Source organism: Chryseobacterium gossypii (genome assembly GCF_041361455.1).
In the GTDB taxonomy this organism is placed as follows: domain Bacteria; phylum Bacteroidota; class Bacteroidia; order Flavobacteriales; family Weeksellaceae; genus Chryseobacterium; species Chryseobacterium gossypii.
This window is the reverse complement of record NZ_JBGCUR010000001.1, coordinates 51,543-74,671: the sequence shown is the minus strand read 5'-3', so window position 1 is coordinate 74,671 and position 23,129 is coordinate 51,543. Positions and strand designations below refer to the sequence as shown.

The 23,129-nt window shown below is 39.0% G+C and carries 22 protein-coding genes and 1 other RNA gene; 9 read left to right on the top strand and 14 right to left on the bottom strand.

All coding sequences use genetic code 11. The features are described from left to right. Nucleotides 1-5 precede the first annotated feature (5 nt). On the top strand, nt 6-1,247 hold the full coding sequence (locus ABMQ40_RS00385; RefSeq protein WP_370895378.1) for a hypothetical protein: 1,242 nt from the start codon (nt 6-8) through the stop codon (nt 1,245-1,247). Here the strand turns inward: ABMQ40_RS00385 and ABMQ40_RS00380 are convergent. The 5 genes from ABMQ40_RS00380 to ABMQ40_RS00360 all read right to left on the bottom strand — a co-directional run bounded on the left by ABMQ40_RS00380 (nt 1,244) and on the right by ABMQ40_RS00360 (nt 7,132). Next, complete coding sequence (locus ABMQ40_RS00380; RefSeq protein WP_370895376.1) at nt 1,244-1,888, bottom strand: HD domain-containing protein; 645 nt, start codon at nt 1,886-1,888, stop codon at nt 1,244-1,246. The two genes, ABMQ40_RS00385 and ABMQ40_RS00380, sit on opposite strands and share 4 nt — an antisense overlap. Further along, nucleotides 1,889-2,728, bottom strand: a complete 840-nt coding sequence (locus tag ABMQ40_RS00375) for an alpha/beta hydrolase family protein (RefSeq protein ID WP_370895374.1) — start codon at nt 2,726-2,728, stop codon at nt 1,889-1,891. Between the two features lie 88 nt (nt 2,729-2,816). After that, nucleotides 2,817-3,713, bottom strand: coding sequence for a ribokinase (locus tag ABMQ40_RS00370; protein WP_370895372.1), 897 nt, complete (start codon nt 3,711-3,713; stop codon nt 2,817-2,819). A gap of 83 nt (nt 3,714-3,796) precedes the next feature. Continuing rightward, nucleotides 3,797-4,432 (bottom strand): DUF4241 domain-containing protein, encoded by a 636-nt coding sequence (locus tag ABMQ40_RS00365; protein ID WP_370895370.1) that lies wholly within the window; start codon nt 4,430-4,432, stop codon nt 3,797-3,799. Between the two features lie 84 nt (nt 4,433-4,516). Continuing rightward, the gene (locus ABMQ40_RS00360; RefSeq protein WP_370895368.1) at nt 4,517-7,132 is read right to left on the bottom strand and encodes a valine--tRNA ligase; all 2,616 of its coding nucleotides are present in this window, start codon (nt 7,130-7,132) and stop codon (nt 4,517-4,519) included. A 128-nt stretch (nt 7,133-7,260) separates the two neighbouring features. On the opposite strand from ABMQ40_RS00360, the gene ABMQ40_RS00355 reads away from it, so the two are divergent. Together ABMQ40_RS00355 and ABMQ40_RS00350 are read left to right on the top strand one after the other, a co-directional pair. Next, nucleotides 7,261-7,716: a DUF1573 domain-containing protein gene (locus ABMQ40_RS00355; protein WP_370895366.1), complete on the top strand. Its 456-nt coding sequence runs from the start codon at nt 7,261-7,263 to the stop codon at nt 7,714-7,716. Nucleotides 7,717-7,790: 74 nt separating this feature from the next. Next, nucleotides 7,791-8,660, top strand: a complete 870-nt coding sequence (locus ABMQ40_RS00350) for a polyphosphate kinase 2 family protein (protein ID WP_370895364.1) — start codon at nt 7,791-7,793, stop codon at nt 8,658-8,660. Nucleotides 8,661-8,723: 63 nt separating this feature from the next. Here the strand turns inward: ABMQ40_RS00350 and rnpB are convergent. Beyond that, nucleotides 8,724-9,047, bottom strand: an RNA gene (rnpB, locus tag ABMQ40_RS00345) — RNase P RNA component class A. 122 nt (nt 9,048-9,169) lie between these two features. On the opposite strand from rnpB, the gene ABMQ40_RS00340 reads away from it, so the two are divergent. Next, entirely contained in the window at nt 9,170-9,661 is a 492-nt protein-coding gene (locus tag ABMQ40_RS00340; protein WP_370896126.1) for an RNA polymerase sigma factor, read from the top strand. After that, nucleotides 9,654-10,331 (top strand): DUF8845 family protein, encoded by a 678-nt coding sequence (locus ABMQ40_RS00335; protein ID WP_370895362.1) that lies wholly within the window; start codon nt 9,654-9,656, stop codon nt 10,329-10,331. The genes ABMQ40_RS00340 and ABMQ40_RS00335 overlap by 8 nt, the downstream gene beginning before the upstream one ends. Nucleotides 10,332-10,396: 65 nt before the next feature. Here ABMQ40_RS00335 and rpoN read toward each other — a convergent pair whose 3' ends face one another. From rpoN to ABMQ40_RS00320, 3 genes are all read right to left on the bottom strand, one after another. Further along, nucleotides 10,397-11,860, bottom strand: a complete 1,464-nt coding sequence (gene rpoN / locus ABMQ40_RS00330) for an RNA polymerase factor sigma-54 (RefSeq protein ID WP_370895360.1) — start codon at nt 11,858-11,860, stop codon at nt 10,397-10,399. Between the two features lie 151 nt (nt 11,861-12,011). Beyond that, entirely contained in the window at nt 12,012-13,460 is a 1,449-nt protein-coding gene (asnS, locus tag ABMQ40_RS00325) for an asparagine--tRNA ligase (RefSeq protein WP_370895358.1), read from the bottom strand. Between the two features lie 175 nt (nt 13,461-13,635). Continuing rightward, entirely contained in the window at nt 13,636-14,286 is a 651-nt protein-coding gene (locus ABMQ40_RS00320; protein ID WP_370895356.1) for an LA_2272 family surface repeat-containing protein, read from the bottom strand. Nucleotides 14,287-14,392: 106 nt separating this feature from the next. Here ABMQ40_RS00320 and ABMQ40_RS00315 point away from each other — a divergent pair, with 106 nt between their 5' ends. The 3 genes from ABMQ40_RS00315 to ABMQ40_RS00305 all read left to right on the top strand — a co-directional run bounded on the left by ABMQ40_RS00315 (nt 14,393) and on the right by ABMQ40_RS00305 (nt 17,835). Next, nucleotides 14,393-15,337 (top strand): helix-turn-helix domain-containing protein, encoded by a 945-nt coding sequence (locus tag ABMQ40_RS00315; protein WP_370895354.1) that lies wholly within the window; start codon nt 14,393-14,395, stop codon nt 15,335-15,337. Beyond that, the gene (locus ABMQ40_RS00310) at nt 15,321-16,124 is read left to right on the top strand and encodes a helix-turn-helix domain-containing protein (protein ID WP_370895352.1); all 804 of its coding nucleotides are present in this window, start codon (nt 15,321-15,323) and stop codon (nt 16,122-16,124) included. Before ABMQ40_RS00315 ends, ABMQ40_RS00310 begins: the two co-directional genes overlap by 17 nt. A gap of 61 nt (nt 16,125-16,185) precedes the next feature. Next, nucleotides 16,186-17,835, top strand: coding sequence for a serine hydrolase domain-containing protein (locus ABMQ40_RS00305; RefSeq protein WP_370895350.1), 1,650 nt, complete (start codon nt 16,186-16,188; stop codon nt 17,833-17,835). A 36-nt stretch (nt 17,836-17,871) separates the two neighbouring features. Here the strand turns inward: ABMQ40_RS00305 and rimM are convergent, their stop codons facing one another. The 5 genes from rimM to ABMQ40_RS00280 all read right to left on the bottom strand — a co-directional run bounded on the left by rimM (nt 17,872) and on the right by ABMQ40_RS00280 (nt 20,907). Then, on the bottom strand, nt 17,872-18,414 hold the full coding sequence (rimM, locus tag ABMQ40_RS00300; RefSeq protein WP_370895348.1) for a ribosome maturation factor RimM: 543 nt from the start codon (nt 18,412-18,414) through the stop codon (nt 17,872-17,874). A gap of 12 nt (nt 18,415-18,426) precedes the next feature. Beyond that, on the bottom strand, nt 18,427-18,993 hold the full coding sequence (locus ABMQ40_RS00295) for a 30S ribosomal protein S16 (protein ID WP_370895346.1): 567 nt from the start codon (nt 18,991-18,993) through the stop codon (nt 18,427-18,429). A gap of 107 nt (nt 18,994-19,100) precedes the next feature. Then, nucleotides 19,101-19,631, bottom strand: coding sequence for a nitroreductase family protein (locus ABMQ40_RS00290; RefSeq protein ID WP_370895344.1), 531 nt, complete (start codon nt 19,629-19,631; stop codon nt 19,101-19,103). 102 nt (nt 19,632-19,733) lie between these two features. Continuing rightward, the gene (locus ABMQ40_RS00285; protein ID WP_370895342.1) at nt 19,734-20,183 is read right to left on the bottom strand and encodes a GreA/GreB family elongation factor; all 450 of its coding nucleotides are present in this window, start codon (nt 20,181-20,183) and stop codon (nt 19,734-19,736) included. A 193-nt stretch (nt 20,184-20,376) separates the two neighbouring features. Next, a complete protein-coding gene (locus ABMQ40_RS00280; RefSeq protein ID WP_370895340.1) occupies nt 20,377-20,907 on the bottom strand; it encodes an SRPBCC family protein in 531 nt (176 codons plus the stop codon). A 200-nt stretch (nt 20,908-21,107) separates the two neighbouring features. On the opposite strand from ABMQ40_RS00280, the gene ABMQ40_RS00275 reads away from it, so the two are divergent. After that, nucleotides 21,108-23,126 carry a M3 family metallopeptidase gene (locus ABMQ40_RS00275; RefSeq protein WP_370895338.1) on the top strand — a complete coding sequence of 673 codons (2,019 nt, stop codon included), beginning with the start codon at nt 21,108-21,110 and terminating at the stop codon, nt 23,124-23,126. The last annotated feature ends 3 nt before the right edge of the window (nt 23,127-23,129 follow it).

Genomic DNA, 23,129 nt, shown 5'->3' with positions numbered 1-23,129 from the left:
AAACTATGAAAAAAACTACACTCATCTTCTTGTTGTTTTTCTTTATCGGTATTCATGCACAGGTTAAGTTTGAAAAAGGGTATATCATAACTAATGACAATACCCGACACGAAGTACTTATTAAAAATGTCGACTGGGTAAATAATCCGGATGAATTCAACTACAAGACTGATGAAAACTCTTCAGAATCCAAAGGAATCCCTTCCAATATAAAAGAATTTGGAATTTATGGTTATTCAAAATATGTAACCTATACAGGACCCATCGACTATTCTTCAGATGACCTTTCCAATCTTTCTGCCCAGTACGCACCGGAATTCAAAGAATCTACGGTTTTCTTAAAGGAATTGACATCTGGTGATAAAAATTTGTACACTTACCGAACTAAAGGACTTGTGTCTTATTTTTATTCGGATTCATCTTCAGGGGATATCCAGCCTTTAATCTATAAAAAATATAATCCGGAAGGTAATAGCTCACAGGTAGCTACCAATGATACTTACATCACCCAATTAAAAGACATCTTTAAAGAGGACCCGAATGTACAGTCACTGATTCCACAAACAAAATATAACAATAACAGCCTGACAAAGATATTTGCAGCTCACAACGAAAAGATTTCAGGGACATCAGGTAATAATGAATTCCAGGCTAAAAAGAAACCTGTTCAATTCAATTTGAACATAAGACCTGGTGTTAACTTTTATTCTGCTTTAAAAACGGATAATATGCTGGGCAGTAAAGGTTTTCCTTCTAAAACAAACTTCAGGATAGGTCTGGAAGCTGAATTGGTTTTACCTTTTAATAAAAACAAATGGGCCGTAATGTTTGAGCCTACGTATTCGTTTTATACAGGAAAGAAAATAACAGCCCCGGCCGGTGATCAGCTTTATAATATAAGTATGGATAGCTATTCTTTCATCAATCTTCCAATAGGGATAAGACACTATATGTTTTTAAATGAAAAATCAAAGCTTTTCATCAATGCCCAGGTAAACGTTCTGACACTAAGAGCTGGTAAAGCGAAAACTATTGATCTGGACTACGAAGGGTATAATTTTGATCATGCCGATTTATCATCCAGCCAGAGTCTGGACAGCTTTTCTTTTGGTATAGGATATAATTACAATAACAAATACAGTATTGAATTTAAATACAATACAAAAAATCAGCTTATGGATGATTCAGCAGCTCAATCAGCAGACATGAGCTATGCATCAATCATTTTAGGGTATAATATCTTCTAATCTACATTCCATTCCCTATAAAACTGGTCGAGGAAAGCCAGCATGAATTCATGCCTTTCCTCGGCTATTTTTTTTCCTTTTACCGTATTCATCATATCTTTTAGCAGCAGCAGTTTTTCGTAAAAATGATTGATGGTGGTACCGTTGGACTTTTTGTATTCTTCTTTGGACATACTCAGATTAGGTTTGATGTCCGGATGATACATCAGATTATTTTTAAATCCTCCAAAATTGAAGGTCCTTGCCACACCTATCGCTCCTATTGCATCAATACGGTCCGCATCCTGAACAATTTTAAGCTCTATAGGCAGGTCTTTAGGTGCTTCTGCTCTGTTTTTAAAGGAAATATTTTTAATTACAAATAAAACCTGATCAATGGTATCTTCAGGAACGTTCTGATCTTCCAGAAATTCACGGGAAACTTTTAGTGCTATGGTTTCGTCTCCATTATGAAATTTCGGATCGGCAATATCATGAAGCAAAGCGGACAATTCCACTACTTCAAGATTACAATTTTCATCCAAAGCTATTTTTTTTGAAAGCTTCCATACCCTTTCAATATGAAACCAGTCATGTCCTGCCTCTGCACCATCAAGTTTTGCTTTTACAAATTCTATTGTATTATCAATTAAGTTTCCCATCTATATCAATTCATTTAAAATAATATCCCAAAGCCTTTTATTGTAGCTTCTAAAAAAATTAATGTGACCTATCTTTCTTTTTTCGGATTCTGAAGTCCGAACCAGCCTGTATACCGGCTGAAGATTGGGGTAGGTTTCATTAAGCAGGCTTCTCACTCCTTTTTCCGTCAGCCATACATCATCCTCGGCCCGGACAACAAATACCTTTTGTGTTAATTTTTTAGAATAATCCTCTGTTTTTTCCAATAATCTGTTGGTTGATTTTCTGTTCAAAATTAAGGTTCTCCAATCATAAGCACAATTTTTTGGAAGACTTTCTCCCAAGCCGAACCAATGAGCCGGAAAATACCCGAGTAATGTGGTAGTTACGGGTTGGGCAATCCCAAAACCAAGATAAGCTTCGATCTTTGTCCTCCATTTCAGATTTCCTACAAATGCATTTTGAGTTCCCACAAAAATAAATTCTTCAAATATTGTAGAATCTTCATTCATTCCCAGTATTAAGGCTCCCACAGAATGTCCCAGACAATATTTCTGATACCCTGAGAAATGATTTCTGATATACGTTGTCACCGCCCGGTAATCCTGCGTACCCCAAATTCTCATGGAAGCCCGGAATCCCTTCATGTTTCGGGGCTTAGAAAGGCCGATTCCCCGGTAGTCGTAAGTGATGACCGTAAAACCTTTTTCAGCAAAAAACCGGGCAAAGGAAAAATATACCTGCTGTTTCACCCCCGTAGCAGAATTAATTAACAGAATCTTATGATCGCTTTCTCGGGGTAAAAAAAGATGTCCGGTAAGACTAACATCATCCTGGGTCTTCAGAATTAATTTTTCCATAACTAAAAGAAAAAAATCCACTATAAAAGTGGAAATTTTACTTATAATTTCAGGTAAACTTTTTAATTTTCGATATGTACCAAATAGTTTATGAAAAAATATCGGATATTCTCGGAAGTCCCGTTTGTGAACCTTTTTTCATTGAAACTTTTGCAGATACCTCATTTCCAAATCTCACACATTCTTCAAGCGGGTTCTCATGGCACAATGCAACGGCAAAACCTGATGTAAAGGCATCACCCATTCCCATTTTATGAACGGTCCCATTGCCATTTCCATCATTTCGGAAGTATTTCATTTCTGTTCCGTCAAAATAAATGGTAGAATTAGTATCATCTCTTACAAAAAGCTTATTAAAGTATTTTTTGAGGATCTCTTCCCTCTGGTCTTCACCGAAAACAATATGCAGTTCGTTGCTTTTAGCCACCACAAAATCCACATTATCCAATATTTCCTTGTCCAGAGGTATTGCCGGTGATGCATACAAGCCAACTTTTTTGCCGTATTTCTTAGCCTTTTTCACTGTATAATCAATAACCTCTATAGGTACCTCCAGCTGCACCAGAATAAGATCTGCAGTATGGAAATATCTATCCGCCGCTTCAACGTGTGCCTTATTCAGATAATTATTGGCTGCCGGCACCACCACAATAGCGGAATTCCCATCGGAGGTCGTTACATACGCTGTACCTGTAGCCTCCTTATCGGTTTCATAAACAAAACTTACATTTACATTTTCGCTCACCAGATTCCTCATAATCTGCTGCCCAAGCGGATCCATTCCTACACATCCTATAAAATATACACTGGCTCCCAATCTTGCAACACCCACTGCCTGATTTGCTCCTTTCCCTCCGAAATAGCTCTCGGAATTCTGTGCAAGAACAGTTTCATTAGCGCATGGAACTTTTTCGGTTTCTAAAACAAGATCTATTGATGAACTTCCTACAACAATAATCTTAGGCGGTTCTGATGAAAAATTCATTGTGTTTTATGGCTTTAATTGGTTCTATGGTCTCTTAACAAATTTATGATAGGGAATATGGTTTTCAAAATAATTAACTTAAATTAACTAATTTCAATAAACTCAGTTACAAGCTTCACCGGAAAATTTTCTTTATTATATGCAATATAGCTTGCATAGAAGCCTTCTCCATACCCCGTTTCAAAAGCAAAAATAGTTCCCGGATGTCCCTCTGACGGCTTTAGGAAAGCATATTGATCAATAGCTCCGTTTTCATCGAAAAAATAATCATGGAAAAACTCTTCATAAATTCCCATAAAATCCACTCCCTTACTGTGATACAATCTTTGCTCAAGCTGATTAAGCTGATCCTGGGTATCAACATCCATATAACACCCCATTCCGCTTTCCACGGGATACCCGAAGACCTCTCCTTCAGTCAGATCCCTTATATCCTGTCCCGGTGTGGTAGCCAGTTTCCATTCCGCTATCGCTGAGCTGCTGAAAATGATCTCGGTATAAGCGACGCAATTACTTTCTCTCTCTTTATGAACCAGAACGGGGAAACTGCCTTTCGGAAATTCTGTAGAAAAAGGGCTCATATCACTTGTTATCAAAGGATCACAAGCCACAAGCTTTCCGCTGGAAAGGTAAATTTTCCCTACTTCAAAACTCTCAAGCAAAGGGTTCTCTATAAAGTTTTTGGAAAATAATTTTTTTATGTTTTCTAGGTGTGTCATCAGCTTTTTACAACTTATTCTTGTATCATGCTGGGCAAAGAAAATTCTTTGCCCAGCATGATACTTTACAATATACTTTATTTTTTATAAACTTCTCAGCTTCTCCTCCAAAATAGCGATCTTTTCCTGCGTATCCTTTTGTTTTTTACGCTCAATGTCTACAACTTCAGGTTTAGCATTGGCAACAAACTTCTCATTGGAAAGTTTTTTCTCTACGGAGATTAAAAAGCCTTTCAGATACTTCAGTTCTTCCTCGGTTTTCTTCTTTTCTTCTTCAAGATCCAGATTCTCACTCAAAGGAATGGAAACTTCTGTTGCCCCTACCAGAAAAGTAAAGCTTGGCTTATCTGTTTTCTGGGCAAAATAGATTTCAGAAATGTTAGCCAGTTTCCTGATTACTGCTTCATTTTCAAACTGGCCGGCACTGGTATAAACTTCCACTGCCTCTCTTGGAGAAATCCCCTTCGTCTGACGGTAATTCCTAATCCCGGAAATCAGTTCTTTTGCTGTTTCAAAACTTTTGATAACATCATCATTGAACGCTTCTTCCTTTTTCTGCTGGGCAATGATCAGAGCCTCATTCCGACTTCTCGGCGATACGGACTGCCATAGCTCTTCTGACAGAAAAGGCATGAACGGATGAAGCAGCTTCATTAGCTCTTCAAAAAAAGCAATGGTCTTCTGGTAAACCTCTTCAGAAATTCCCTCCCCATAGTTTGGCTTAATTGCTTCAAGGTACCATGAGCAGAAATCATCCCAGATCAATTTATAAATTAAATGGAGTGCGTCAGAAATTCTGAATTTAGCAAACTGCTGGTTAATTTCCACTACTGTTTTATTAATCTGGTTCTCAAACCATTCAAAGGTTTCCTTATCTGCGGTATTTACCGGCTTATCTTCTCTTTTCCATCCCTGGATCAACCGGAATGCATTCCAGATCTTTGTAGCAAAATTCCTTCCCTGGAGCATTAGATCTTCATCAAAAAGAAGGTCATTTCCTGCTGCGGAGCTCAATAAAATACCTACCCGGACTCCATCCGCACCATATTTTTCAATCAATTCCAGCGGATCCGGTGAATTTCCGAGGGATTTGGACATTTTTCTCCTTTGTTTATCCCTTACAATACCTGTAAAATATACGTTTCTGAACGGTACTTCATTTCTGTATTCCAATCCGGCCATGATCATTCTTGCCACCCAGAAGAAAATGATATCCGGGCCTGTAACCAGATCAGATGTAGGATAATAATACTGAATATCTTTATTTTCAGGATCGAGCAATCCGTCAAATACAGACATGGGCCACAGCCATGAAGAGAACCAGGTGTCCAGGGCATCTTCATCCTGTCTCAGGTTATCAGGAGACAGCGAAGGGTTACCCGTTTTCTGTTTGGCAAGTTCCAACGCTTCTTCTTTGGTTTCCGCCACCACAAAGTCATTTTCTCCGTCCCCGAAATAATAAGCAGGAATCTGCTGTCCCCACCAAAGCTGACGGGAAATATTCCAGTCACGGATATTTTCCATCCAATGTTTATAGGTATTTTTAAACTTTTCGGGGTAAAATTTCACCTCATCATTCATTACCACATCCAAGGCAGGCTTGGCAATTTCAGACATCTTAAGAAACCACTGTACTGAAACTTTCGGTTCTATTACAGCGCCTGTTCTTTCAGAGGTTCCAACTTTATTTACGTAATCTTCGGCCTTCAGTAAAAGAGATTTCTCATCCAGTTCCCTTGCAATCTGTTTTCTGACCTCGAATCTGTTCTGCCCCGCATAGTGTAAGCCATGTTCATTCAGGTTGCCGTCGTCATCCAGGGCATCAATCATTGGCAAATGATGCTTCTGGCCAATTTCGTAATCATTTATATCATGAGCAGGGGTAATTTTTAAGGCACCTGTTCCGAACTCCATATCCACATATTCATCTTCGATAATCGGCACCACCCTGTTAACGATAGGGACTATTACATTTCTTCCTTTCAGGTGAGCATATCTTTCATCATTAGGATTAATACAAACGGCTGTATCTCCGAAAATGGTTTCAGGACGTGTAGTAGCTACCGAGAGAAACTCCTCGGAACCTTCTATTTTATATTTCAGGAAGTACAGTTTCCCATTCTGTTCTTTAAATATTACTTCTTCATCAGAAATATTGGTTTTTGCTTCAGGATCCCAGTTTACCATTCTGTAGCCCCTGTAGATAAGTCCTTTGTTATAGAGATCTACGAAGCTTCTGATTACCTGCCGGGAAAGTTTGTCTTCCATGGTAAAACGGGTTCTGTCCCAGTCACAGGAGCATCCCAGTTTTTTCAATTGTTCAAGGATGGTACCTCCATACTGATGGGTCCAGTTCCAGGCATGTTTTAAAAATTCTTCGCGGGTGATATCTGATTTACTGACCCCTTCCGATTTCAGTTTGGCCACAACCTTAGCTTCCGTAGCAATTGAAGCGTGATCTGTTCCGGGAACCCAACAGGCATTAAAACCCTGCATCCTAGCACGGCGTACCAGAACATCCTGAATGGTATTATTCAGCATGTGCCCCATATGCAAAATCCCTGTAACGTTTGGGGGAGGAATTACCACCGTATAGGGTGGCTTATCATTGGGCTCTGAATGGAAATACTTGTTTTCCAGCCAGTAATTATACCATTTTTGTTCTGCTTCCTGTGGACTATATTTTTCTGAAATCTGCATAAATTCTGTTTCTTTGACTTACAATTTGCAAAAATAGTCTAAAGAAAAAAAATTTTAAGTATGAATTAAAATAATTTTTAACTTTGTTTTTCAAAATTTATCTAACATACATATTAACATTCAAGAATATGAAAAAATTAATCGCAGGAATTGCATTATTCGGAACGTTTGCTATTGCATCTGCACAAACAATCACTTTTGACAAAACTACGTTTGACTACGGTACTATCAAACCAAATTCTGATGGTACAAGATATTTTACTGTAACCAACACCGGTGACAAACCTTTGGTTCTTTCTAACGTAAAGGCTTCTTGTGGATGTACAACTCCTCAGTTCAGCACAGATCCTATTATGCCAGGAAAATCTGCTAAAATCAAAGTTGGATACAACACCGCAATCAACGGAGGATTTAACAAAATGATCGAAGTGTTCTCCAATGATCCTGTAAACAGCAGAAGCGTAATCTACATTAAAGGTAATGTGGATGCCAACGCACCGGATCCAAAACCATTAACTCCTGAAGAGCAGAAAAAAGCTGATAAGGCTGCAAAAAAGGCCGCTAAAGTTGCTGCAAAAAAATAAACTTAACAAAAAAATAAAACCGCCTCCACATCGAGGCGGTTTTTTTATTACATTTATATAAACAACAGACATCTATGGACCTTAATTTTTCAGACGATTTTCTAATAAAAGGCAAATTTTCAATTCAGAAAGCCCCTACAGAATATAAGGGGGAACTTACTAAAAAAGAAGGGGAGCAGCTGTTAATTCTGGAAAAAGAAAAGCTCCGTGAGCTTCAGGAAAAGCTATATGCAGACGGAAGTCAGTCACTCCTAGTAATACTCCAGGCTATGGATGCCGCCGGTAAAGACAGTTTGATTGAGCATGTTTTCGGAGGTGTAAATCCGCAGGGGTGTAATGTGACCAGCTTTAAAACCCCAAGCCCAAAAGAATACTCCCATGACTTTCTATGGAGACATTATGTGGCGTTGCCTCAGAAAGGAATGATCGGGATCTTTAACCGCTCCCATTATGAAAGCGTATTGGTTTGCAAAGTACATCCCGAATATAATCTGAATGAAAAAACCTGGGACTCCGTAAAGGATTTTGATGATAAATTTTGGGAAAACCGATACGAAAGCATCAGAAATTTTGAAAAGCACCTTTCCCAGAATGGTACAACTATCGTCAAAATATTCCTGCACGTCTCTAAAGATGAACAGAAAAAAAGATTTCTGGACCGTATTAACGAGCAGGAAAAAAATTGGAAATTCTCCATGGGCGATCTGCCTGAAAGGGCTGTATTTGACCAATATATGCAAGCCTACGAAACAGCCATCAACGAAACCTCCAGGGATTATGCCCCCTGGTATGTGCTTCCCGCCGATCATAAATGGTTTGCCAGAGTGGCTGCCATACAGATCATCATTGATACCCTGGAAAAAATGGGTCTGGAGTATCCCGGCCTTTCTGAAAAAGACAGACAGGATTTACAGAAAGCAAAAAAGCAATTGGAAAATGAATGATTCTAAAAAAAAGCTGTGAGTTTGATTTTTTTCAAACTTACAGCTTCCTGCTTCAATTTTAAAAACACGAGAAAATCTATAAGCCGGGTTCTGTACTCCTGGAAAGAAGCGCCTGTTATTTATCTGCGTTTTACATTACTGCAAAACTTTAGCTGATTACCCCTCGGCTTTCAGAGCGAGCAACTCCTATTTTCATTACTGAAAAGAACCGATATACTTATCATTGCACCGCAAAGAGTTTACCTGATTTCACTACAGCCGAACTGTACATCCTTTCTGTTGCACTGGTCCTACCCTCACGGGTGACGGATGTTATCCGCTTTGCTGCTCTATGGTGCCCGGACTTTCCTACCCCTGCAAACAGGAATCAACAGGCCGATTTTCTCGTGGTGCAAAGATACGGATTATAAATGTATAATAATAATTGATGCTGTAGGGAGATAATTTGACGGCGCGTCTTACATTATATCAACTAAATTATTATCTTCGTGCCATTATTTACATTCATTTTGACTTTAAAAGAGAAAGAATTCGCGCAGCTTATAAAGGATAATCAGGGATTGATTATCAAGGTTTCGCGTCTTTATACCAATTCTCTTGAAGATGAGGAAGACCTTTTCCAGGAAATTGTTCTGCAACTCTGGAGAAGTTATGATTCTTTTAAAGGAAATTCAAAAATTTCCACCTGGATGTACCGTGTTGCCCTCAATACAGCCATTACCCTTTTCAGAAAAAAAAGCAAGAGCCTTCCCACCAATGAACTGGATATCAACCACAGAGATTTTGTGGATGATGATGATGAAAAACAGCAGCAGATCTCGCTTTTATATACTGTGATCAAAACTCTTCCTAATGTGGAAAGAGCAATAGTAATGATGTATCTGGATGATTTGCCATACAAGGATATTGCAGAAAACCTCGGTATTACTGAAGTAAATGCGCGTGTGAAAATGAACAGATTAAAGAAAACCCTTAAAGAACAGATGGAAAAATATGCCTGAATTTGATTTAGACAACCTGAAGAAAGCATGGCAGGACCAGCCCGTTCAGAAGAAATATGACAGCAATGAAATCCTTCAGATGCTGAACAGGAAATCCAGAAATTATGTAAAGTATATTTTCTGGATCAGTGTTGCAGAACTTTTATTCTTTTCTGTTCTGGGATTATTTTATTTCTTTCGGGGTGAAGAGTCCAATAGTTTTATTAAAGTCCTGGAAAGATTAGGTGCCCAGAAAACCCCTGAAGTGGAATCCAGCTTTGACAATACTTATCTGGCCATAAAAATTTTAAGCTTACTGGTTACCGCTTATTTTGTATTTAAGTTTTATAAAAACTATCGTAAAATAAAAATCGAGGAAAACCTTAAAGGACTTATTATCAGAATCATCAAATTCAAAAAGGTTGTCAATGCATTTATTTTAATCAGTATTGTTTTACTAATTGCTTTCACATCGGTTTTTACAGCATTCATTTTTTACGCTTTAAACACCCAGAATATCCGTCCTACAAATTCTGATCTCGCTATCGTGATCGCAGGAATTATCGTGAGTACTATACTCAGTGTATTGCTGGTATGGTTATATTACAGACTGGTTTACGGAATTATTATTAGAAAACTGGATAAAAACCTGAAGCATCTTAAGGAAATAGATTCTCAGGAGTCTACCTGACAGATCTTTCAAAAACAGCATAAAGTAAAAAAGCATTTCGGATCCGAAATGCTTTTTTATCTGAATTAGAGTTCTTTTCTTAATCTTGCAACAGGAATATTGAGCTGTTCACGATATTTGGCTATGGTTCTTCTGGCGATATTGTAGCCCTGTTCTTTTAAGATAGCTACCAGGGCATCATCAGTAAGTGGCTTTCTTTTGTTTTCCTTATTAATAACCTCCTGGAGATGGGTTTTAATCTCTTTTGTAGAAACTTCCTCACCATCGTCATTCGTTAAACTGTCTGAGAACAGGTCCTTAAGGTAAACTATTCCGTTAGGGGTGTCAGCATATTTACTTTTCACCACTCTTGAAATGGTAGAAATATCAAATCCCGTAATATCCGCAATATCCTTAAGGATCATCGGCTTCAGGGATTTCTCATCTCCTGTAATGAAATAATCTTTCTGGAATTTTACAATTGCCGTAATAGTCTGCAACAAAGTATTCTGGCGCTGATTAATGGCATCAATATACCATTTGGCAGCATCCAGCTTCTGTTTAATGAATAAGGCAGCCTGCTTGTGTTCTGCGGAGTTTTTATCGTGGGAATATGTGGACAGAATATCTTTATATTCTTCTGAAACCCTTAAAGTAGGCGCGTTTTTACTGTTCAGCATTGGAATTACCTGGCCGTCCTTTACCTGGATAACAAAGTCCGGAATGATTTCCTGATTGATTGTAATGGTCTGGGTATCGAAATTCCCTCCTACCTTAGGCGATAGTTTGGATATCTCATCCAGAGCGTCCTTAAGATCGTCCTCTTCAATATCATATTTCTGAATGATCTTATTATAATGCTTGTTCGTTAAAGCATCAAACTGATGTCTCAGAATATTGGCAGCCAACGAAACGGCCTTATCAGAGCTTACTTTTTTCTCAATCTGCAGCAACAGGCACTCTTGTAAGCCTCTGGCTCCCACTCCGGGTGGATCCAGCTTCTGAATATAGTTCTCTAAAATATCCTCAACTTTTTCTTTGGTGGTATAAATACCCTGTGAAAAAGCAAGATCATCAACTATAGACTTGATCTCCCTTCTCAGGTATCCGTCCGTATCCAGGTTTCCTATGATATATTCAGCTATTTTAAGATCTTCATCGCTGATATTCACCAGATGGATCTGCTCCATCAGGTAGTCATATAACGACTGTCCTTCCGTTAAAAGGCTTTCATTGTCAAACTCTTCATCATCCGGCGAATAATTGCTTGACGCTGTTTTATACGTAGGCTCATCATCATAAAGATATTGGTCAACATCAAAATCAGTCTCAATGCTTTCTGTACCCTCATCCTTATAAGCATCTTCCAGAGAAGAATAATCATCTTCTTTGGGATCCTCCTTTACAATTTCCAAGGCAGGGTTTTCCTCCAACTCCCTCTCCAATTCCTCCTCAAATTCCAGGGTATGAAGCTGGATAAGCTTCATCAGCTGAATTTGTTGCGGAGCCAGCTTTTGCCCTAATTTGAGTTGTAAATGTTGTTTAAGCATATACTATCTGTTTTTTAACATACATTTATACGAATATAATATTTTTTTTCAAGAAAACCATATTTAGCATGATTTTTGTATTATGTTATTTACATAATAAGCTATTAAAAATAAAAAGCCTTAAACTTCAGTTTTAAGGCTTTTTTTATTGTTAGAATTCCGCGCTCTTTGGTGTCCTTGGGAAAGGAATCACATCTCTGATATTCGTCATCCCGGTAACAAAAAGTACAAGCCTTTCCAATCCTAAGCCGAATCCCGAATGCGGAACTGAACCGAATTTTCTGGTATCGAGATACCACCACAGCTCTTTTTCGTCCACATGCATTTCCGCCATTTTTTGCTTCAGCACGTCCAGTCTCGCTTCTCTTTCGGAACCTCCGATAATCTCTCCGATCCCCGGAAAGAGAACATCCATGGCAGCTACGGTCTTATTGTCATCATTCAGCTTCATATAGAATGCCTTGATCTCCTTCGGATAATCAAATAAGACCACCGGGCTTTCAAAATGCTTTTCTACCAGGAACCTTTCATGCTCAGATTGTAGATCCGCACCCCATTTTTCAATCGGGTATACAAATTTTCCCTTTTTATTTTCCTTCGAGTTGAGCAGTATCTCAATGGCTTCGGTATAGCTTACACGTTTGAAACGTTTGGCAACAACGTTCTGAAGCTTTTCGATGAGTCCTTCTTTGGCTCTTTCCTTTTCAGGTTTTGTTTTTTGCTCTTCGGCAAAACGTTTGTCCAAAAATTCAAGGTCATCCTTACAATGATCCAGAACATACTGAATTACATATTTCATAAAATCTTCCGCCAGATCAATATTATCTTCAAGGTTATTGAAGGCTACTTCCGGCTCGATCATCCAGAATTCGGCAAGGTGTCTGGTCGTATTTGAATTTTCCGCACGGAAAGTAGGGCCGAAAGTATAAATACGCCCCAATCCCATGGCTGCCGTTTCCCCTTCAAGCTGGCCGGAAACCGTCAGATTTGTTTTTTTTCCAAAGAAATCCTGGGTAAAATCAATTTCCCCTTCCTCATTTCTTGGAATATTGTCCAGATCAAAATTGGTCACTCCGAACATTTCTCCGGCCCCTTCAGCATCAGCTCCCGTAATAATGGGGGTATTGATATAAAAGAACTGGTTCTGGTTAAAGAATGAATGGACTGCAAAACTGATCGCATGACGTACCCTGAAAATAGCTCCGAACAGATTTGTTCTGAACCTTAAATGGGCCTGTTCCCGAAGTTTCTCCAGACTGTGCTTTTTAGGCTGAAGGATAGTGCTTTGCAACTCATCTGTAAAGTTATCTCCTAATATTGTAATCTTTTTGGCCAGAATTTCCACACTCTGCCCTGCACCCTGGCTTTCCACCACTTCACCCACCACTTTAAGGGAAGAGGCTGTACTGATCTTATTGATAATATTCTCGTCAAAATTCTCGAAATCAACAACTATCTGCAAATTATTAATCGTAGATCCATCATTTAATGCAATAAAGCGATTAGAACGGAATGCTTTTACCCAACCGTAAACCGTAATGTCATGATGTAACACTTTTTTGTAATCCTGTAGGATTTCTTTGATCGTCTGCTTTTTCATTTGTTGATTTTAAATTTTCAATATAAAAATTAATGTCTGCAAAGTTACAAAAAAACAGCGCAATTTGATGATCACGCTGCTTTTAAAAAAGAATTAATTTACTTAGTAAAATGTATCCGGCAAATCATTTTTGAATTAATACAGTTAAAACAAATTAAGAAACATGACCGGATAATTATAATACAGGTTTCTTTTTAGCCTTAAAATTCCAGTTAATCAAAGGCAGCTTTCTTTTTTCATTTACATTCCAGAACCCAAGCTGTATTCCTTTTGAATCCTTACAGCTATTAACAAGGGCAATCTGAACACCTCTGCATCTGGCACTAACGTTCGCAAATGTTGAAATGGCTACTCCACTGGAAGTATGATGAAAGTTGTACAGCGGGGAAATAGCAACTCCATTGATCACTAACGGAGCGCTTAAATTGCTTGATAAGCTTACTTCAAGGCCGTTGGTGACCGTAGGTTCCATATTTACCAGAGAAAGCTGCATTCCGTTAATTTTATTCATTTCCGGGGGTAAAGATTCCGTATCAATATCATTAATCGCCCAGTTATCGATAGTTCCGATGTTTACCAGCATCAGTACCGGAAAGAAAACTCCAAGAGCATTCAATCCCAGTCCCAGTCCGTTAACCTGTTTAGGATTTATCTCATGGTCTATTTCATCAAAATATTTAATGAGCAGCCCGTTAACATTTTTAGTTTCTTTAGAAGGTGAGAATGCAATCATTTTAATCTTATCCTGCCCGGCATCCGGATTGCCCTGAGCATATGCGATACATCCTGTAAGGAAACTTGCTACCAGCAAAAATTGTGTTTTCATAACTTGTCGTTTTAAAAAATTACAACTCAAAATTATCTGCAGAAAACCTCAGTTTCAATGCGAAAAGGAATTAAAAAAAATATTAAATTTGTGAAAATCGCAAAATATGCATCAGGAAGCCTTACTCAGGGAAATCCGTAAAAAGGCAGGCGGCAGATCCCTGAACGATGAAATTGCTAACATTCTCAATATAAGCTATGATGCGGCCCACAGGCGCACGTCGCTTAAAGCCAAGTTCAGCTTTGAAGAAGCCCTGGAGCTGGCAAAATATTATCAGATCTCCCTGGATCAGTTCCTTGGAACCGGAAACCAGCTGGTCGTTAAAAGGACCCAACCAGTGAAAACCCAGGAAGACCTGCTTGATTATTTTGAAAGTTCGCTCCGGATCCTGGATGTATTTCAGGACATTACAGATTCCAGGGTGTTCTATTCCGCAAAAGATATTCCTTTTTTTTATACGATCTCAGATTCCATTCTGTCCCGTTTTAAGTTTTATGTCTGGATGAATCTGCTGAATCAGGATAAGTTCTTAAGTCCGTTCCATGAATTTCGGCTTCCGTATCATACTTCAAAAAATGAGATGCTTAAAGATCTGTATGAGAAGCAGAATGTGACTGAGATCTGGAATGATACTACGTTGATGAGTGCATTAAGGCAGGTTTCATTTTATTCTGAAATGAGACTTCTGAAGCAAGCCGATGCCTGTTTGATCCTGGAAGATCTGAAGAATCTTTTAAAAAGCCTGGAACTTAAGACTCTTGAAAAATCCAATTACCAGATCTATGTGAACGACCTGGTCATCCTAAACAACAGTATTTTATTCAGGAATGAACATCAGTGTTCGTTTTTTATTCCCTTCAGCATGTTCGGATACATGATGACGAATGATGAACCTACGTGCCGGGATTCACTGAGCTATTTCGAGCATCAGATCAAAAATTCAAAATCATTGAATGAGTCAGGAAACCGGGACAGAAAGGTTTTCTTTAACAGAATGTACGAACAGATCGACGGTTTAAAGCACAATATTTATCATGAACACACTTCGTAACGGCGAGTTTTTTGGGCAAACTAACCAAAGCTTTAACTTCGGCAAACTAACCATAACGGACACTGAATATACCCATCCTTTTGTAGACTGGCATTATCATGAAAATGCCTATTTTACCTTTCTGCTGGAAGGAAATATGAGGGAAATAAATAAAAAGGAATCCTTTGATTGCCCGGCCGGAAGCCTGCTTTATCATCACTGGGAAGATGCGCATTATAATATAAGGCCCGCTGTTTTTACCAGAGGCTTTCACGTTGAAATCCCTTCAGGCTGGTTTGAAGAATTTCAGATCTCAAAAGATAAGATCGAAGGAAGCTTTAACCTCAAAAGCCCTGTTGTAAAATTACTGATGTATCAGCTTTACAGAGAAACTAAAAACCAGGACACCGCTTCTGAGCTAATTATCACACAGCTTCTATTGAATATCTTCGGTCAGTTATCGGGTCACGAAACCCAGACAGAAAAGAAGCCGGCCTGGGTGAAGCAGATCGACGAGATTCTCCGTGAACAAAGAACAGAAAAGCTATCCTTAACAGCACTTTCGGCCACATTGCAGATTCATCCGATGCATTTAAGCCGAGACTTTAAAAAATATTTCCACTGCAATCTGGGAGAATACATAAGAAAGCTGAAAGTCGAAAAATCATTGGAGATTTTAAATGATTATAAGTCATTGACAGAAGTGGCTCTGGAATGTGGATTCTCAGATCAAAGCCATTTTATCCGCTGTTTCAAGGAAAATATAGGGATCACACCATTAAAATACAGGAACCTGATGAAAAGATAGATGTTAATTCCATTCTATTTCCTTTGCAGCCGGTTTACTATTTTTATTCAAAATTCTGAAAATGAAATCTGTTCTATTATTTATCATACTTCTTGTTTCAGGTTTTCATCAGGGCCAGACTAAAAATATCATTGAGCCTGAAAGAATCAATCTTCCAATACAGAAAAGCCACTTAAATAAAATTGCTTTTCTGGATGCAGTTAAAGATATTAAAGATTTAACGGATTCTGATTTTCATATCCGGATGGTATTTCAGGAAGACCAAGATTTTGATATCAGGGTTTTTCTGGATAATTCTTTGGTCAATTACTTATACCGCCTCGATCCTTCCTTAAGCGTTGATGAATTGCTTGCTAAAGGTAATTATCAGTTTAACTTTTACGTTGATGGAAAGCTGATCTACACAGAAAATTTAAATCCGGGAGCAGGAACAGCAGAGAATAAAAAGCTTAAAACCACATTCCGGATACCTTTTATCAGCGTTAAAAATGAAGACTCCTGGGGGAAATACTTATGGATGCGTTTCTATCTTGCTCATGGCGGGATTGATGCCCTGGAAGCCGGAAACCATATTTTAAAAGTTGAGATCAAACCCTATTTGAAAACATCCGTTTTAAAAGTCGGAAACGTTATTGCTGAGGGAGAAATCCGGTTAATTGTTCCTAAAAAAGATATATCTGAGCAACAGATTGCTGTTCAGAGGATCAGGCCGGGCAGTGGCTGGAAGGTTTCGGGTGAAAAATTCAACCGGGAAAGGATCAGGTTACTGAACAAAAAGATTGCAGAGAACAGGTTCAGAGATATCACAAGTATTGTTGTCATTAAAAATAACAGCCTTCTTCTGGAAGAATATTTTGACGACTCCGGAAGAGACTCCCTGCAGGATACCCGTTCGGTCGGGAAGTCATTCGCTTCCGCTCTCGCAGGTATCGCCATTGAAGAGGGACACCTGAAAAATGAAGATCAGCATCTTAAAGAGTTTTATGATTTAAAAACATTCAAAAATTATTCGCTGCAAAAAGACAGCGTTACGATAAAAAGCTTACTGACCATGAGTTCCGGCTTCGATGGCAACGATGATAATGATCAGTCCCCCGGAAATGAAGAAAACATGTATCCTACAGAGGATTGGATAAGGTTTACTTTAAATTTGCCAATGACAGGAAATACGGCCGGGCAAAAATGGAGCTATTTCACAGCCGGAGTTGTTCTGATCGGGGATATTTTAGATAAATCCCTTCCACAGGGTCTGGAGTCTTATGCTGATGAAAAGCTTTTCAGTCCCCTTGGTATCACCCGTTATCAATGGCAGTACACTCCCCTCCGGAAACCTTCTTTAGCAGGCGGGCTAAGGATGCGGGCCCTGGACCTGGCTAAATTCGGACAGCTTTATAAAAATAATGGAACCTGGAACTCAAAAACCGTTTTGGATAAAAACTGGATAAAAAAGTCCTTTACCAATTATTTCAATGATCTTCCGGATTTTGAAGGGTATGGCTATTTATTCTGGAGGAAAGTATATAAAGCAGGAAACAGGGTTTATGAAGCCTATCAAGCCAGCGGCAACGGTGGAAATAAGATCATTATCTTCAGGGATATCCCTGTTGTGATTGTGATCACGGCCAAAGCGTATAACAAGCCTTATGCGCATCCACAGGCTGATACTATGGTAGAGGAATATCTTTTACCTGCCGTGTTGAAGAATGAGTAGTTATTGAGAACTAAAGGATATCTAACTAAAGGAAGGCTATTCGTCTTTCTTAGAAGGAACCAGAAATACTTCCATCAGGCCTTCGGGTAGTTGCATTTTAAGGTGTCTTTCTTCCCTGTTCACTTCAAGAATCCAGTCTTTGATAATGGGGATCACAATTTCTTTCCCGCTTAAATCCAGAATGAAATAATGCTGGGCGGTCTGGTCATTCACGGACTGAATGATACCACAGTTGTCATTATCCTCATCAAGAATGTTGAAGCCGATCACTTCATGGTAATAAAACTGTTTTCCTGACAGCTTTGGCAATGTGGCCAGCGGCAGATATACGTTTTTGCCCACTACCTGATCCACCAGGGCTTCGGAAGAATTTTTAAAGGAAATATTCAGAGCGTCCGCTTTGCTCCAGGATGTTTTTTCAATAAAAAAAGGAACCAATAATCCGTTGATTTCAACGAATATTGATTCCAGTTTATTGTAAAGCTCGGGTTGATCTGTATCCAGTTTCAGGATTACATTTCCCGAAAGGCCATGTCTGCGTGTGATTTTACCTAAAAAGTAGCAATCTTCCTTACGCATACAGGTGTTTTCTTAAGCTTCAGTGTTTTCTTCTGTTTCAGCAGCAGGAGCTTCGCCTTCTGTTGCCGCTTCAGCAGTTTCTTCAGCAGGAGCGTTTGCAGCTTCTTCAGCAGCTTTAGCCTCAGCTTCAGCCTGTGCAGCAGCAGCAATTCTCGCTTCGTTTACTTTAGCTTCAGCCTCTAATGCAGCTTTTTTGGCATCAGCTTTAGATTTTTCCAAACCTTCAACTTTACCTTGTACTTTAGCTTCTTTGGCTTCTAACCATGCATTGAATCTCTTTTCAGCTTCAGCTTCATCGAATGCACCTTTGGCAACACCGCCCTGTAAGTGTTTTTTGTAAAGAGCACCTTTGTAAGAAAGGATAGCTCTGGCAGTATCAGTTGGCTGAGCACCGTTGTTTAACCACTTTACAGCAGAATCAACGTTTAATTCGATAGTTGCCGGGTTAGTAATTGGGTTGTAGGTTCCCAGTTTTTCGATGAATCTACCATCTCTTCTTGCTCTGGAATCTGCAACCACAATGTGGAAGAAAGGTTTACCTTTTTTACCGTGTCTTTGTAATCTGATTTTTACTGACATAATGTTTGAATTTTAGGGGAACTCGTCCCAGTTAAATATTTTAAGAGTGCAAAGATACTATTTTTTCAGATATGATGATATACTGTTTTTAATATTTCAATATTTTTTTACAGCATGATCCCTGCCTCAGGCAGACTGCCCATGTAGAACAGCCCCAGGCATTTCTGGTTATCTTCGATCGTCAGAGAATCCTTAAGATGGTCTACGATCTTGGGAGAACTCCAGTAGCAACCGACTCCGTGGGCAGTACAGGTAAGGTACATGTTTTGTACAGCCATGGAAACTGCTGCTATTTCTTCCCATTCAGGAACCATTCCGCTGAAATTGACAACAATGGAAACTACGGTATCCGCTTTATTGATTTTAAAGCCGATATCATTATATTTTTTTTCGAGGAAAAGCTGTTCAGGTTGTGTGGCTTTGTAAATGGCCTGCATCTCTGCTGCTAATCCGGCCTTTTCTTCACCCTTGAAAATCTTAAAACGCCAGGGCTTTGTACGTTTGTGATTCGGTGCCAGTGTGGCTGAATTCAGGATCTCGTCAATAATTTCCTGAGGTATTTCTGTTTCTGTATAATCTTTCGGGAAGATGCTCCGTCTTTGTTCTATGATCTCTTTTAAAACTTCTGCTTTATTCATGAAAGCAAAAATACAATATGTGCTGCCAAATATTACCTTTTTATGATAAGATTTTATCTATAAGGCTGACAGACCATCCCGAAAATCAATTCCCCTCCTGCCTTATAAGACTTCAACAATTTTCTGATGAATATTATTTAAAGTGAATGAATCTCCCGGCTTCATTCCCATCATTTTTTTAGCCATCGGGCTTTCAGGTGAAATAGCATAAAAACGGTTACCATCAAAAAAGAATTCCCCCAAAGAGACCGAAATGTAAAAACGTGCCTTATTGGTAATCACCAAAGAGCCCAGCTGTACTTTTTCCGTAGTTGTATTCAGAACTTTGGCCATATTTCTCCTAAGATCATTCAAGGCTCCCAGCTGCTTCTGCATCTGATATATCTCTTCCTGCATTTCTTCACGCATACTATCATATTTAGGAGTTTTTTTTATATCGCGACTTGCTTCCAGCGTAAATTCAATAAAGTTTTTCAGCCTTTCGATCTTTTCTGCAATCACGTTTTTCACATAATTTCTTATGTCATTTTTCACGTACAATATCTTCTCCATAAATCTAAACTTTAATATAAAGATAACATTTTAAAATTATATACAGCAGCACCATGGAAAATTAAATGCTCCGTTTAAAATGCACCTGTATCTGAAAAATAACGAAATGGCACTCTAAAGAACCTCTAATACCGCACGATTGAAGAAGATCAGAAAAACAAAAGCCTTGTAAGATCAATACAAGGCTCATTTATTATTGTTCCGCTATTTTTTTAAGGTCTTCCAGGCCCTGGCCAAACATTTTCCCCATCTGGCTATCCATCATAGGCTTCATTACTTTCATCATGGTGTTCAGCTCACTATCCATACTCCATGTCACTTTTGTCCCATTGCCTTCCGGTGTCAACATGAAACCCAGGGTAGCTTCGCTTTCATAAGGCTTTATAAAATGGAGCTTTCCGGTTAATCTTTCATTAGGCACAATGGCGGTAATGGTCTGCTCACCTTGTCCTACCTGATCATTTCCTTTCCAATGATAAGAATCTCCTACTTCACCGCTTGTCCCCAAATAGGTGATCTGGATATTTTTATCTGCCTTGGCAAAGGGATTCCAGACATTGAAAGCTCTTGTGGACCCTACATGCTGCCATACTTTTTCCTGAGGCGCATTGATGACAATTGATTTTTCATAATGGTAATCTTTGCTGAAGGCTAGCATGGCGATCACAGCATATACAACGATCAGCAGGATGATCACACCGAGAATTTTTAAAATTGTTTTCATAGTTCATATATTAGGGTTAATAGTAATAAAGGCTTGTACCTGTCAAAATTAATCATTCCCACTGCATCCTGACTTTGCATATGACAAGATTATTAAAGATAAAAAATTTATTATAAGTTCATATTCAGGCATCATTTTTGGTGTTTTCAGCTGTCGAATTATTACAAATCATTAAACTTACGTCAATTAAATTTTTAAAAATGAGTATTTTAACAGAAAAATTTAACACCCCATATCATTCTGCCCCTTTCCAAAATATCAAAAACGATGAGTTTCTTCCCGCCTTCAAAGAACTGATCCAGAAATCAGAAGAGGAGATCAATGCTATTGTCAGCAATCCTGAGGAGCCCACCTTTAAAAATACAATAGAAGCCCTAGCCTATTCCGGTGAGCAGCTTGATGTGGTATCCAATATATTTTTCAATCTGAATTCTGCGGAAACGAGTGACGAGCTGCAACAGATCGCCCAGGAAGTCTCTCCCATCTTAACGGAATATTCTTCAAAGATTTCCCAGAATGAAGCTTTATTCGGAAAAATAAAGAAAGTATATGATGAGAAAGAAAAATACTGCCTCAATGAAGAGCAGCAAATGCTTTTAAATGAAACCTACAAGGGATTTGTAAGAAGCGGCGCATTACTGGATGAAGAAAATAAGGAAAAGCTGAAAAAGATCAATATGGATCTGTCCTTAAAGTCTCTTCAGTTCGGGCAGAATGTTCTGGCTTCCACCAATGCTTATTTCAAGCATATAACGGATAAGGAAGATCTCGCCAGAATCCCTGATGCCATCATCGAACAATATGCGGAAGAAGCCCGGGATAGAAATCTCGACGGCTGGGTAATTACCCTGCAATATCCCAGCTATATCCCTTTTATGACCTATGCCAGGAACCGTGAGCTGAGAAAAGAGCTGGCCCTGGCCAATGGCAAAAAATCCTTTGATGGCGGAGAGTTTGACAACCAGGATCTTATTAAAGAGATCATCCGCCTGAAACAACAAAAAGCGGAGCTTCTAGGGTATAAAAACTATGCGGATTTTGTTCTTGAAGAAAGAATGGCCAAGTCTCCGGCTAAGGTAATTGAATTTTTAAATGAGCTCCTCACAAAAGCCAGGCCTTATGCCGATCAGGAAATCGAAGAATTAAGATCTTTGGCAAAGGCTGACGGGATTGAGGATATGCAGAGCTATGACCATGCCTATTATGCAGAAAAACTCCGCAAACAAAAGTTTGATCTGAATGATGAAGAGTTAAGGCCATATTTTCCATTAAACCAGGTTCAGGCTGCCGTTTTTGGGCTTGCCAATGAACTTTTCGGACTGACTTTTGAGGAAAGAAATGATATCCCGAAATATCATCCGGATGTAAAAACCTATGAGGTAAAGGAAAACGGAGAATACAAAGCTTTGCTGTATGTGGACTACTTCCCGAGAAAAGGCAAAAGAGCCGGAGCCTGGATGACAAGCTATAAAAATCAGTATAAAAAGGACGGTGAAAACTCCCGCCCCCATATTTCGATCGTATGTAATTTTACTAAACCTACGAAAGACACTCCAAGCCTGCTGACCTTCCAGGAAGTGACAACTTTATTCCATGAGTTTGGTCATGCGCTGCACGGAATGCTTGCCAATACACAATACCCCACACTTTCCGGAACTTCTGTAAAATGGGATTTCGTGGAACTACCATCCCAATTCCTGGAAAATTTCTGCTATGAACCGGAGTTCCTGAAAACTTTTGCAAAACATTATGACACCGGTGAAATACTTCCTGATGAAAAGATCGCCAAAATAGAGCAGTCTAAAAACTTCATGGAAGGTTACCAGACCCTGAGACAACTGGGATTCGGGCTTCTGGACATGAATTACCATACCAGAGCAGAGGAACTGGAAAATAAAAGTATAAAAGAATTCGAAGACCTTTACACAAAAGCTACACAACTGTACCCCCTGAATCCTGAAACAGCAATAAGCCCAAGTTTCTCTCATATTTTTCAGGGTGGATATTCTGCAGGATATTATTCCTACAAGTGGGCCGAGGTACTGGACGCGGATGCATTCCAGTATTTCAAGGAAAATGGGATCTTCAATCCTGAAGTTGCCGCAAAATATAAGGTTCTTCTTTCTTCCGGAGGCACCAAAGATCCGATGGAACTGTATAAGGATTTCAGGGGAAGTGAACCTAAAGTGGAAAGCCTGCTGAAAAGGGCATTCGGATAGGAT